Below are 13046 nucleotides of genomic sequence, written 5' to 3'. Positions count from 1 at the left end.
GATAAAAAATGTGGTGGCTGTGCCTGTTGCTACAGGCACGGCTTGATTAGAGGTAATGTGTATGAATAGAAAAAAAACAGTGCTGGTTGCAGTAGGAATCTGTGTTGCCTTGCTAGGATTGGTTGTTGTCAATAATAACCTTGAAAAAAATAAGAAAAAACCATACGAAAGAAATACAGAAAATAGTGATACAAGTGAAGCTATATCTGAAACTGATGATCAGACTGATAGCGAACCAACAACCGAAGAATCTAAAAAGATATCTATCGTTTCAGGCGATGTTGGGAATAACGATGAAGAAAAGAATTGGAAGAATACTGCGGGAGATAATATATTTAATAGTGACGGAGTAAAAGTAGAATGTCTGTCTGTTGATGTGGTTGAGGATACTGATATTGTGAAACAGATAAAGTATCCTGCAGAATATTTTAAGACTGGTGAATTACCAGATCCAGATTTTATTGAAAAAATTACAGATATGGAAGCCGTATTTGAGCAGGCTCCCGATTATGAAAAATTATATAATTCTCCAGTGGAAAATGAAGATGATATGAATAAGCTCCGTGAAATGCAGGAAAAGTACAAGGATTTGCTGGAAGAAAATACAAAGTATATACATCCGAAGACCAGATATTATTTTGTTAAATGCAGGATAACGAATGAAAATGAGGAAGCTGTAGATAAGGTTCTAAGCTTTTATACGCAATTTGTTTTGTCAAATAAATCGCAGATGTGGAATATAGACAACCAGGTGTATTTTGATAAATCAATTCATATGGTAGGAGATGACAGGGCAGACTGGTTTTTCTTAAGAACGCTTGAGCCTGCGGAGGTTCTGGAGTGCACATTAGGGTTTGAGGTTAGTGACAGTTATAACGGAAGCGTAACTCTGTATATTGGAGAGCCGCCATTAACTGATGAATTATTTGATCCTGATTCATACCCGGATCTTGTGAAGCTTGACAATATACCGAGAGAACGATGAAATAAACAGCAGTCAGATGGAGGCTTTCAAGTATGATAAAAAGAATAGTCTGTGTAATAGCTGCCTGTATAATTGTGTTTTGGAGTGGACGAATATATAGTGTAAATCTCATGCAGCGAAAGACTGACATTACATATAACTATGATGAGATAGAATTTCAAGGTTATAAATTGGTTTTGAAAGAGGCACATATTTATGGTAAGAAGGAATTTGAGCAAAGGTTTAATGCTGAGATTCCGTATATAGAAAGTGTCAGAGTGTTGTGTGCAGGTTTTACTGTTACGAATAACACAGGAGCTGATATTGGTTGGGATGAGGTTATGGAACTGTTCAATTGTGGATTTCAGACGGATACATGGGCAAGCTCAATAAGTCCATCAGTGGAAAGACAAATGAATATCTTTCATTCTGAATTGTTCAAGGCGGGGCAAAGACAGGAGATATGGTTTGGAACGGTGATGACTGAGGCGTCTTTTAAAGAAAAAACATGGAAAAATATATATGACATGGATTATTATTATGTCTTTTGTATAACTCCAGATAAAATAAAGGTTAAATTAGATTTGGTGGAGGATTGATGGACGTGAAAAGTATCCGATTCGAGATAGAAAGAGCAATGAGAAGCATATGGATTTATATTAGTATTTTAATAGGTGTGTTTATAGGAACCTTGGATCTTTGTTTATTTCACAGCATTTATAAAACGGATGGTACATCAAGTCTTATACAGGCCTGGATAGGGACAGATTATAAATTTGCTTATAATTCATTGTTTTATATATTGTTTCCGATTATTGCCTGTATGCCGTATGCAGGAACATATTATTCGGATATAAATAATGGTTATGACAAAAATATATGTATACGGTCAACCAGAATCCAATATATGTGTTCAAAAATGATAGCTGTGTATCTTTCGTCATTTATAGCAGTTACAGTTCCACTCTTGTTTAATCTGTTTCTGGCGGCTGGTTTTTATCCTGATAACAGCCCCGAGAGACTGACTTTTATGGTTGCAGGGGTAATAGACTGTAATATGTTCCCATATTTATTCCAATGTCATCCTGTTATATATTGTCTGATTTACATATTGATAGATGGAATTATGGGTGGACTGTTGGGGATGGTGGCGGTATGTATATCAAGATGGGTGGACAGCAGATTTTCAGCAATTATGGTACCTTTCGTATTGTATGTGGTGGTTGGCGTCGTGCTTTCTGAGCAGGATTTAGGTGGTTGGTCTCTATATGGAATTGTCAATCCCATACAGAATGCTTTGGTGTTATGGTATCAGCCGATCCTGGTATTTATGGCAGTTATAATGGTGAGCGTAATAATAACCATAATTTACTCAAAAAAGAGAGATATATTGTAAGCTCGTAGTGGTGAAGACCGGAGGAGTTAATAGTGAAAATTGGTAGACTGTTGATAAGAGATATAAGATCAGGAGCATTGACAAAATGGTATTTAGTATTTTTACCAATTGCTTTTGGCGTGTGCCGTGGTATTCAGTGTGCTTCGATTATAGACAGCATGATAGATGATGGGCAAATGTACACATACGGAACTGTGATTGATTATATTATGTTTGCTATGCAGGGAATGAGCGTGTATAAATTTAATCCGACAGAGTATTTCTCTATTCCAATATATTGGTTTATATTTCAGATGGGTGCATTTTATATTGTTGCATATTATGCATTTGATGATTTTAAGAAAAATGGTAGGTCTGTATTTGTTGCGCTAGGAGAAAGAAAATCATGGTGGCTGGCCAAGTGTTTATGGTGTAATATCATGGTACTTTTTTATTTTGTGGTGGCTTATATAAGTGTGGTGGTGATGGCGTGGCTGAAAGGTGCAAGTATGATGTTTGCGGTTACTCAGGAATTCGTAACAGCACAGTTCAGTCCTAATGTTTTTAGTATGACACATGCGGATATTATATTGGTGTTATTTATACTGCCATTTATTGTGACATTAGCATCGGCAGCAATGCAGATGATGCTGAGTTTTTTGATCGATCCTGTGATAAGTTTCGCAGTTACGTGTTCGGTATATGTTATATCAGCTTATTATACAGTGTGGTATTTGTGTGGAAGCTATACGATGTGGATACGAAGCTCATATGTAGACGAAAACGGGGTGTATCCTGTTGGAGGTATTATATTTTCTATTACTATAATTGCAATATCATATATAGTGGGCAGAATCTATTTTGATGGACGAGATATCATTTGAGAAAAAAGGAGAATACATATGAGCGAGATAAGGATAGAAAATCTGAATAAGAAGATAAAGGGTTCAGTTATACTTAATGATATCAGTCTGACCATGACTCCGGGCAGGATATATGGACTCCGTGGAAAGAATGGCTGTGGCAAGACAATGCTTATGAGAGCTATATGTGGTCTGCTCATACCTGATGGAGGACACATATATATAGATGATGAAGAGCTCCACAGGGACATAAAGTTTCCACGGAGTATAGGTGCTCTGATAGAGAATCCGTCATTTCTGCCTCAGTACACAGGCTTCAGGAACCTCAGGCTTCTGGCAAAGCTCATGGGAGGGATCAGTGATGACGATGTCAGATATGCCATAGAGAGGACAGGTCTTGATCCGGATGATAAGAGGGTATACAGAAAGTATTCCCTTGGAATGAAGCAGAAGCTTGGCATAGCAAATGCAATCATGGGAGAGCCGGATGTCATAGTGCTGGATGAACCTATCAACGCACTTGATGAAGAGTCTGTAGATAACATAAAGAAGGAGCTGCTGAAGCTGCGTGATGGAGGAAGTCTTATAATCACTGCCTGCCACGACAGGGAGGAGCTGGAATATCTGTGCGATGAGATATATGAGATGAAGGATGGAAGGATAGTACAATAAATGAACATAAAAAAACATCTGCTGCGAACTCCTGTATACCTGGGATCGCAGGGCAGATGTTTATTTTTTTGTAAGAAGAATTATAAGTGTTTTCAAAAACTGCTATATGGGTTATAATACTTTCGATTAAGCCTTTACAGGTTCAGGATAATCAACACCGAAGGTCTCGACTGTTACAGTCTTCATCTTCTGTTCCTGACGAGGCTTGTCATTGTAGTCAGTTGGCACATTTGCGATCTTGTCTACGATGTCAAGTCCCTCGATAACCTTACCGAAGGCAGCGTAAGCACCGTCCAGATGAGGAGATGTCTTATGCATGATAAAGAACTGTGAACCTGCTGAGTCAGGCATCATGGAACGGGCCATTGACAGCACTCCCGGAGTGTGGGCCAGATCGTTCTTGAATCCGTTCTGTGAGAATTCACCTTTGATTGAGTATCCAGGACCGCCGATGCCGATTCCCTGAGGGTCTCCACCCTGTATCATGAAGCCTTTTATTACACGATGGAAGATTATTCCGTCATAGAAGCCTTTCTTGATCAGTGAGATGAAGTTGTTTACAGTGTTTGGAGCAATGTCAGGATAGAGTTCTGCTTTCATGACATCGCCATTTTCCATAGTGATAGTAACTATTGGATTTGCCATGTATATCATTCCTTTCTTGGTATAAGATAGGGTAATGATAACATCAGTTAACAGAACAGGCAAATGAAATTTGCAGATACAGAAGGAGAAAGAGATGGATTGGAGAAACATAGCAAGACCCGTTATTATAATAGCGCTGGCGGTATGTCTGGTGCTGTTCGGGGTATACAAGGTTAAGGAGACGTATACCGGATTTATGCAGGAATACGAGGGCACCTACAGTGCCGGCGGCGGAGAGAAGATCGAGGTTACCATACCTGAGGATACATCTGTCAAGGAGGCAGCATCTATACTTAAGGATGCGGGGCTTATAAAGTATAAGCTTGCATTCCAGCTCAGAATGACCGGCTCGCAGTACAGCCACAGTCTTCAGCCGGGTACTTACACACTCACAACAGGTATGTCGACATTGGATATGATAAAGACTCTGTGTTACGTGGAGTCGACCAGAGAGGTAAAATATACACTGACAGTTCCTGAGGGATTTACGGTTGAACAGATCGCTGACAGATGCGAGGAGCTGGGCTTCTGCTCTGCAAAGGAGTTCCTTGAGGCGTGCAAGTCGGGAGAGTTTGAGTATCCGTTTGAGATACCTTCATCGGAAGTCAAGTACGCATTACAGGGCTTCCTGTTCCCTGCTACTTACGACATATATGCAGATATGACTCCAAAGGAGCTCATACAGGACATGATAGACAAGTTTAACAGCATTTACACAGATGACTTCAGGAAGAAGGCAGAGGAGCTTGGATATACAGATTTTGAGGTTCTCACCATGGCTTCCATAGTTGAGAAGGAGTGTAAGCTGGATTCAGACAGAGCGATGGTTGCGGGAGTATTTATCAACAGATTGAATGATGACATGCCTCTTCAGGTAGATCCATCTGTTCTCTATGTTGTGACTGACGGTCAGTACAATCAGGCAGAACTGTCATATGATGATCTGGAGGTTGATTCACCGTACAATACCTACAAGTACACAGGACTTCCTGTCGGCCCTATATGTAATCCGGGCGAGGCATCCATAGAGGGTGTCCTGAATGCGGTTAAGCATGATTACTACTACTACCTGACATCAGATGAGAGCCAGGGAGCATGTATCTTTAATAAGACATACGAGGGACATCTTGCTGACATAGAAAAGGCTGATGCAGCCAAGGCGGAAAAGGAAGCTGCAGAGGGTGATGGATCAGAAGATGGCTCCGATGAAAGCACTGATTCAGAGTAAAAAAATATAGACAAAATTATATAGCGAAAATTATCTAAAAGGGTATAAACTGCTTGCGATATATAGACTTTTTATATATAATAAAGGAGTATGTACCCTTTTGGGTTTTTATGCATCTAGTTATGCGCTTATGGAGGTGCGATAGGAGGAATATTTGATGAGGAAAATAAGTTTCAAGGTAAGAAATATCGGCTCTGAGAAATATTTGTCATATATTCTGAATGATGATTGTGAGTTTGACGAGGAGTTATTGGATTATCTGGAGGAGAACCGGATTCCTGAGCTCATTGATATCATTTATGAAGAGGATGATGAGAACGATTATCTTACATATAACGTTACAGGCAGGACAACGGTTGACGCACTCCTTTCGAATACGGTAAATGCTGAGAAGATATTGGGGATAATCAGAGGGGTAGCTTCTGGTATAGTTAATTTACGTGATCTTGGAATACCGGCATCATATGTGGTTCTTCACAAGGAGTTTACATATGTTAATCCGGTTACATACGATGTTGGAATGTTATGTGTTCCAGTTGAGTCAGAAGCCAATATCAATGCCGAATTCAGGATGTTCGCAAAGGACTTGCTGACGAGCGTTATTTATGATGACAGTGAGGATTGCAACTATGTGGCAAAGCTTCTCAATCTGTTGAATGCGGATAAGTTCACAGTGAGAAACTTCTATGCACAGCTCACAGAGCTTATGGAGTCTGCAGGAATGCAGGTGGAGGAGAACTTCGTTGATATAGGATCAGATATGTCGGTTTCACAGTCTTCAGTTGACACGGTGGAATCTGATACAAGTATGGATGATCTGCCTGAGTTTGAGGACGTATCATTTGGCGATGATGAGGAAGACGAGCTTGATGAGGTAGAGGAGATCAGCGACGAGGCGGCCGCAGCGAATGCGATATTCAAGGATCTTGATCTTGATTCGGATGAGACGAAGAAAGAGAATGTATCAAGCGAGATAGATATGTCGGTATTTGATGACAGCGTTCTTGAGGAGCTCGAGTTAGATGAGAGCCTTGATGAGGAAGAAGAGGACGACGAGGAGGGCATGACAGAGGCTCTCACATCAGATATGGCAGTACATGAGCCATCAGGACTTACAGAGGTTGCAAAGGCTGCCGATGGAGTTACGGAGGTTGAGCTTGACAAGAAGGATGAGCAGAAGCCGGTTCTGATATCTACGGACGAGCTTATGGATAATCCACCTGTTGTTAAGAATATCAAGATCAACCGTGCGAAGATCATACAGAAGGCGGTTGCTGAGACAGAGGAAACTCAGATAGATAACCCTACAGAACAGATAGTTGCACCACAGTTCATGAACGGTGACCAGCCGGAGCCTGAGACGAATATGGATCCGGTGAAGGCGAAGGCAGAGGAGCCTGAGCAGAAGGGCACAGGAAGCACTGTTGAGCTGACCGGAGGAATGAACGTAGTTAAGGATACCGAACCTGAGAAGGCAGCGGTTAACAAGAACGCTCCAAAGGCTATGCCATATATAGTCCGTGTCAACACAGGCGAGCGAGTTATGGTCAACAAGGCTGTGTTCAAGATAGGAAAGGCGGCAAGAGGTGTTGATTACCATGTCGGTGGTAATGGGGCCATCAGCAAGGTACATGTCATCATCTACCAGAGAGAGGATGGATGTTATCTGAAGGATAACAAGGCGACAAATGGCACATATCTCAACGGAGCGCGCCTGGATGAGAATGCAGAGCAGAAGCTTTCAAACGATGCCATGATAAGCATCGGTGGAGAGGACTTCATCTTCAAATTAAGTTAATATACACCACCCACGATGTGGGATAAGAGCAGGTAGCAATACCTGCTTTTGGTGTTTGAATGAAGGAATAATTTTTGACGGAAAATATGCGGATTTAGACGAAAGGGATTGAAAAAATGAACAGAGAAAAGGTTGTTGTAGTTCCGGCGGGGGGAACTTACAGAGTGAGTTACAGTCTGGATATCAGTGATGTGATAGATGCTAAAGTGTATGATATGAGCAGAAGCGGATCTATGCCTGAGATGGCACCGTGTGACATGCAGGAGAATGCCGGAGTCAGGGTGTTCAATTATCAGATCGATGACAAGAAGCCTCTTGCGGAGATACTGAGACAGGAGATGAACAAGAAGGAGATACTCACACTTCTGTACAACATTCTGCATGCACTGGAGATGTTTGGTAAGAATATGGTTTCGCTCAGCTATGTTGCAAGGGACGAGCAGTGTGTATTTGTATCGCCTGAGACATACGATGTCTGCTTTATTGTCGCTCCGGTACAGAAGGAAGTGACAGATCTCAACGATGTCAGAGCATTTGTGAAGTCGGTGATAGTTGATGCGAGATACTCAGAGAATGACAATGACAATTACGTAGCACGCCTTATAAATTGTGCGAATATGAGAGGTACATTTTCAAACTCGGACATGAAGAACGAGGTTAAGGCGATGCTTGCAGAAGCAGGCATAGACGCTGCTGAGATAGACAGAATGAAGGAGCTTTCCACAAATGCTCCAAAGGGTGGCAACAGCCACATACTTCGAGGTGAGTCACCTAAGGTGAGCAGACTCGAGGTTATGAGAAATAATGCGAGAATGAATGGATATGCACAGCCGATGGGACCAAACGGCCAGATGCCAAACGGAATGCCACCGATGGGCATGCCACCGATGGGACCGAACGGCCCGATGGGATCAAATGGTCAGATGCCGAATGGCAAGGTTCCGAACGGAATGCCGCCAATGGGCATGCCGCCAATGGGCCCAAATGGCCAGGTGCCAAACGGCCCAATGGGACCGAATGGACAGGCACCAAACGGAATGCCACCGATGGGCATGCCGCCAATGGGGCCGAATGGCCAGGTGCCAAACGGCCCAATGGGACCGAATGGACAGGCACCGAACGGAATGCCACCGATGGGCATGCCGCCAATGGGACCGAATGACCCAATACCAAACGGCCCAATGGGACCAAATGGAATGCCACCGGTAGGCGTGCCACCGATGGAGGAGCCAATTAAGCCTGAGGTGGCTGGAGCACAGCCGCAGAGTGATAAAACGGAGAATGATGAGGCGGTTGAAGCAGAAGCACAGGATGCCAAGCCGGAGGTTGTAGAGCCTGTTGTGACAGAGCCGCAGGATGTCAAGCCTGAGCCAGCAGAGTCGGTTGAAACACAGCCACAGGAGATAAAGCCAATACCTCCAATGCAGGGCAACCCATTTGGAGGAAACCCGATTCCACCAATGCCACAGGCGCAGCCAATGCCGCAGATGCAGCCGGTGCCACCAATGCCACAGATGCAGCCGGTGCCACCAATGCCGCAGATGCAGCCGGTACCACCAATGCCACAGATGCAGCCGGTACCACCAATGCCACAGACACCGCCGATGCCACAGGCACAGCCAGTGCAGGGCAATCCATTTGATGGAGCACCGGCACCATATTTCCTTAGGGTGAAGACGGGCGAGAGAATAAGCTTGGACAAGGCAGAGTTCAAGATCGGACATAAGGCAAGACTTGTGGACTATGCGATTACTGACAATTCAGCTATAAGCAGAGTTCATTGTGTTATCACCAAGAGAAATGGCGTGTGCTTCATCAGCGATAACAAGTCTACAAATGGTACATTTGTGAACGGAGAGGAATTGAAGGCGGGCGAAGAAAAGTTCCTGACGAACAATGCGATCGTTATACTCGGGGACGAGGAGCTTGTCTATCACATTAGATAGAATATCCGCAACGAGAGTTGAGACATAAATATTGGGAGGAATGTATATGGGGTTTAGCGCAGTATACAATACAGACGTAGGAATAAAGAAAAAGACAAATCAGGATTCGCTGGCGATCAAGATAGCGGATACTCCAAATGGACAGGTCGTGTTCTCCCTCGTATGTGATGGCATGGGAGGTCTGGCAAAGGGAGAGGTTGCCAGCAAGGAAGTCATAACAGCTTTCTGCAACTGGTTTGACACACAGTTTGTTGAGATGGTTGACAACAACAGCTTTAGTGAAGAGCTGCTGAGATACCAGTGGATAAGACTTGCCGTGGAGCAGAATGAGAAGATCAAGGCGTATGGCGAGCAGAATGGATTTATGCTTGGTACGACCATTTCTGCGATCCTCATATACAGAGAAATGTACTACATTCTCCATGTTGGAGACAGCCGAGTGTATGAGATCACTTCAGGGATAAGGCAGCTCACCGCAGATCAGACGCTTGTTGCAAGGGAGATCGCAGCGGGAAGACTTACACCGGAGCAGGCGGAGACGGACAGCAGACGAAGCGTGCTTCTCCAGTGTATCGGAGCTTCACCTGTGGTGGAACCGGATTTCGTAGTTGGGCAGGCAGCTCCCGGAGCGCATTACATGCTGTGTTCTGATGGATTCAGACATAAGATAACGCCTCAGGAGATGATAGAGAGACTTGGCCCGGGAACATGCGTCGACGAGGCGAAGATGAAGGAGGGCTGTGAGTTCCTCACAGAGCTTGTGAAGTACAGAAAAGAAACGGATAATGTAACAGTAGTGCTTATTAAATCGGAGTAATGGGGATCGATATATGACAGAGTTAGGAACGGTATTAGACGGAAAATACGAAATACTTAAAAAAGTCGGTCAGGGTGGTATGTCAATAGTTTATCTTGCCATGGATAACCGACTTAATAAACAGTGGGCTGTAAAGGAGATCAAGAATGATGGCTCCAAGAGTACAGCCACACTCTTAAAGGGATTGGAGCGAGAAGCAAATATCCTCAAGGATGTGGATCATCCGGTACTGCCACGAATCGTTGATATCATCAATGAGAATGGCACGATCTACGTTGTCATGGACTTCGTAGAAGGACGTCCACTCAGCGATGTGCTCAAGGCGGAGGGAGCACAGCCACAGGAAAAGGTAATCGAATGGGGCAGGGCGCTTGCCAGTGCGCTTGACTACCTGCATTCCATGAATCCGCCGATCATATACAGAGATATGAAGCCTTCAAATGTCATGCTGAAGCCGGATGGCTCGGTAAAGCTTATCGACTTTGGAACGGCTAAGGAATACATAGTGGAGAACAATGCGGATACCACGGCTCTTGGAACAAGAGGCTATGCGGCACCGGAGCAGTTCGGTGATGCGCAGGGACATGGAATCTACAACACGGATGCAAGAACAGATATTTACAATCTGGGAGCAACGCTCTATCACCTTGTTACCGGCAAGAATCCATGTGAGCCTCCTTACGAGATAAAGCCTATCAGACAGTGGAATCCGATGCTCTCATCAGGATTTGAGAGAATTATACAGACGTGCTGTCAGCCGAGTCCTGAGGACAGATATCAGTCTTGTTCAGAACTGCTGTATGCGCTGGATCACTACAACGAGCTCGACGATGCATACAAGGCAAAGGCAAAGCATAAGATAGCAGCGTTCTCAGTGGTTGCGGGATTATCGATACTCTCAGCGTGCTGTGCTGTGATAGGCGGAGTAAAGAAAGGCCAGCTCAAGGATCTTGATTACAACAACAAGGTCAACGAGGCGAGGGATGCAGTCGACGAGGGCGATTACAACAAGGCATTTGAGTGCTATAAGGCGGCTGTCGACATAGACCCAACCGCATCGGATGCCTATATAGGCTACATGGAGACATATGCTTACTATTATACAGAGGACGATGGAAACACTTCGGCCAACACCGAGACGGCGGCAGAAAAGGGAATAAGACTTGCACTTAAGAACAAGGACGAGATAAAGGACGACGTAAAGTTCAAGATAGCCATGTTGTATTACGACGAGGTCAAGGACTACAGTGCGGCCAAGAAATATTTCAATATGGTTGATGAGAGCAAGGACTTCCCGGATCAGGCAAAGCAGGCAAAGTATTACGCTGCGATATGTGACAGCAAGATAAACAAGTCTGCAAGCTTTGATACGAACAAGGAAAATATATTTGCATTCCAGGATTACAACAGTGACAACATAGATGACACCAATCCTGACAAATACACCAATTACCTCAACATAGCTTACATATATCTTGGCGAGATATCCAATGATCCGGAGCTTGCGAACAGAATAGAGGTGCTGATGGATGAGGCGATGAAGAACCTGGACGACAACGCAGAGGTGCTGAACAGCCAGTTCCCGGCGGACAGAGGCGTAAAATACTACAATGGCCAGTATTCAGGAGTTATGTACTCGGTATATACAGAACTTGCCGAGAATGCGGATGATGCGGGCCAGCAGTTACATTATTACAACTCTGCGGCGAACAGTGCAGCGCTTTATCTGAACAGTCTGGATATAGAGGGCGAGAATGCGACAGAGACATCCAAGAAAGCATATTCAGAATACTCGGTGAACGAGGCTGAGACTTATATCAAGATGGCAGAGAACAGCGGCGATGACAGCTACTATGATGAGGCAGAGAGAATATATGGCAACGCTGAGACTACACTTGGAACCGATGACAACGCAGCGGTCGTGTACGTAAGCCATCTGAGCTATCTGGTCGATAGATATTCGAATAAATTTGGAAGCGATTCGGCATCATGGAATGCCAGTGCCACAAGGGCTGTGAGGAAAGTGTACGAGAACGGTAACAAAGTTCCGGCACTTGCAAATGGTCTTAAGCAGGGATGGCAGTCGTTATCCAATGACCTGACAGTTAAGAGCATAGTAAATGGCAGTTCAAGGTCAACGAGCGAGTAAGGGAGGAGTGAAAGGTTATGGCAACAGTTTATAATGTAATGTTATATGGCGGCCTGGCACTTGCGATCGTATTCGCTATTGTGGCGGTGGTACTGTTCTTTGTGTTAAAGATACCGAAGGCGGTGGGAATTGCCACAGGCTCAACAGCCCGTAAGAAGATCGATGAGATCAAGGAGAAGGGCTATGAGAGTGTACAGGGAGGCGGTGCCTCCAAACAGGAGGCGATCAAGAACCATACATCCAGAATTTCGGTAAGGGATGTAAAGTCAACTGCAGCCGAAAAACATTCTGAAAAGGGAATGGCAAATTACGAGAAAGCGATAGCTGATCTCGGGAAAAAGAGACTGGAGGATGAAGGCGAGACTGCAACTGATATTCTCCGCGATGATGCCGAGGAGGCAACAGATATTCTGAGGGAAGACGAAGAGAATCTTGACATCAATGGCAGCAGCTTTGAGGAGGCGACAGACATCCTCAGAGAAGATGCGGATGAGGAAGCAACGGATGTACTCAGAAATGACGAGGCAGATGAGGAAGCAACGGACATACTCAGAAGTGATGAGGCGGACGAGGAAGCAACGGACATACT

Annotated in this window: 12 protein-coding genes; 11 read left to right on the top strand and 1 reads right to left on the bottom strand. The window is 44.2% G+C overall.

The genetic code is table 11. The features are described 5' to 3' along the window. Positions 1–61 precede the first annotated feature (61 nt). The 5 genes from DW025_RS07135 to DW025_RS07115 are packed head-to-tail and all read left to right on the top strand — an operon-like array spanning position 62 to position 3874. Positions 62–985, top strand: coding sequence for a hypothetical protein (locus DW025_RS07135; protein WP_119999355.1), 924 nt, complete (start codon positions 62–64; stop codon positions 983–985). Between the two features lie 32 nt (positions 986–1017). Continuing rightward, entirely contained in the window at positions 1018–1563 is a 546-nt protein-coding gene (locus DW025_RS07130) for a hypothetical protein (protein ID WP_119999353.1), read from the top strand. After that, complete coding sequence (locus tag DW025_RS07125; protein WP_119999351.1) at positions 1563–2360, top strand: hypothetical protein; 798 nt, start codon at positions 1563–1565, stop codon at positions 2358–2360. The genes DW025_RS07130 and DW025_RS07125 overlap by 1 nt, the downstream gene beginning before the upstream one ends. A gap of 32 nt (positions 2361–2392) precedes the next feature. Continuing rightward, positions 2393–3223, top strand: a complete 831-nt coding sequence (locus tag DW025_RS07120; protein WP_119999349.1) for a hypothetical protein — start codon at positions 2393–2395, stop codon at positions 3221–3223. A gap of 18 nt (positions 3224–3241) precedes the next feature. Then, positions 3242–3874 carry an ABC transporter ATP-binding protein gene (locus DW025_RS07115; RefSeq protein WP_055146125.1) on the top strand — a complete coding sequence of 211 codons (633 nt, stop codon included), beginning with the start codon at positions 3242–3244 and terminating at the stop codon, positions 3872–3874. Between the two features lie 126 nt (positions 3875–4000). On the opposite strand, the gene DW025_RS07110 is transcribed toward DW025_RS07115, so the two are convergent. Next, positions 4001–4519: a peptidylprolyl isomerase gene (locus DW025_RS07110; RefSeq protein ID WP_015534342.1), complete on the bottom strand. Its 519-nt coding sequence runs from the start codon at positions 4517–4519 to the stop codon at positions 4001–4003. 94 nt (positions 4520–4613) lie between these two features. Here DW025_RS07110 and mltG point away from each other — a divergent pair, with 94 nt between their 5' ends. The 6 genes from mltG to DW025_RS07080 all read left to right on the top strand — a co-directional run. Further along, entirely contained in the window at positions 4614–5747 is a 1134-nt protein-coding gene (gene mltG / locus DW025_RS07105; RefSeq protein ID WP_055146128.1) for an endolytic transglycosylase MltG, read from the top strand. A 157-nt stretch (positions 5748–5904) separates the two neighbouring features. After that, positions 5905–7545, top strand: coding sequence for a DUF6382 domain-containing protein (locus DW025_RS07100; RefSeq protein ID WP_118018016.1), 1641 nt, complete (start codon positions 5905–5907; stop codon positions 7543–7545). Between the two features lie 116 nt (positions 7546–7661). Next, on the top strand, positions 7662–9491 hold the full coding sequence (locus DW025_RS07095; RefSeq protein WP_119999347.1) for an FHA domain-containing protein: 1830 nt from the start codon (positions 7662–7664) through the stop codon (positions 9489–9491). 46 nt (positions 9492–9537) lie between these two features. Continuing rightward, positions 9538–10308 (top strand): PP2C family protein-serine/threonine phosphatase, encoded by a 771-nt coding sequence (locus DW025_RS07090; protein WP_015534340.1) that lies wholly within the window; start codon positions 9538–9540, stop codon positions 10306–10308. 13 nt (positions 10309–10321) lie between these two features. After that, positions 10322–12457, top strand: a complete 2136-nt coding sequence (locus tag DW025_RS07085) for a serine/threonine protein kinase (RefSeq protein WP_117549797.1) — start codon at positions 10322–10324, stop codon at positions 12455–12457. A 17-nt stretch (positions 12458–12474) separates the two neighbouring features. Further along, positions 12475–13046 (top strand): hypothetical protein (locus DW025_RS07080; RefSeq protein ID WP_243104941.1); only part of this gene is annotated, 572 nt, incomplete at its 3' end.

Origin of the sequence: Coprococcus sp. AF38-1, from assembly GCF_003603945.1 — a bacterium.
Taxonomy (GTDB): Bacteria; Bacillota; Clostridia; order Lachnospirales; family Lachnospiraceae; genus Coprococcus; species Coprococcus aceti.
Note: the sequence above shows the minus strand (reverse complement) of the source record. Positions and strands in the feature narration are given on the sequence as shown.

Bases quoted from the DNA above. Each gene is read 5' to 3' on its own strand.
- DW025_RS07135 (WP_119999355.1), top strand. From the start codon at position 62: ATGAATAGAAAAAAAACAGTGCTGGTTGCAGTAGGAATCTGTGTTGCC.
- DW025_RS07130 (WP_119999353.1), top strand. From the start codon at position 1,018: ATGATAAAAAGAATAGTCTGTGTAATAGCTGCCTGTATAATTGTGTTT.
- DW025_RS07125 (WP_119999351.1), top strand. From the start codon at position 1,563: ATGGACGTGAAAAGTATCCGATTCGAGATAGAAAGAGCAATGAGAAGC.
- DW025_RS07115 (WP_055146125.1), top strand. From the start codon at position 3,242: ATGAGCGAGATAAGGATAGAAAATCTGAATAAGAAGATAAAGGGTTCA.
- DW025_RS07110 (WP_015534342.1), bottom strand. From the start codon at position 4,519: ATGGCAAATCCAATAGTTACTATCACTATGGAAAATGGCGATGTCATG.
- mltG (WP_055146128.1), top strand. From the start codon at position 4,614: ATGGATTGGAGAAACATAGCAAGACCCGTTATTATAATAGCGCTGGCG.
- DW025_RS07100 (WP_118018016.1), top strand. From the start codon at position 5,905: ATGAGGAAAATAAGTTTCAAGGTAAGAAATATCGGCTCTGAGAAATAT.
- DW025_RS07095 (WP_119999347.1), top strand. From the start codon at position 7,662: ATGAACAGAGAAAAGGTTGTTGTAGTTCCGGCGGGGGGAACTTACAGA.
- DW025_RS07090 (WP_015534340.1), top strand. From the start codon at position 9,538: ATGGGGTTTAGCGCAGTATACAATACAGACGTAGGAATAAAGAAAAAG.
- DW025_RS07085 (WP_117549797.1), top strand. From the start codon at position 10,322: ATGACAGAGTTAGGAACGGTATTAGACGGAAAATACGAAATACTTAAA.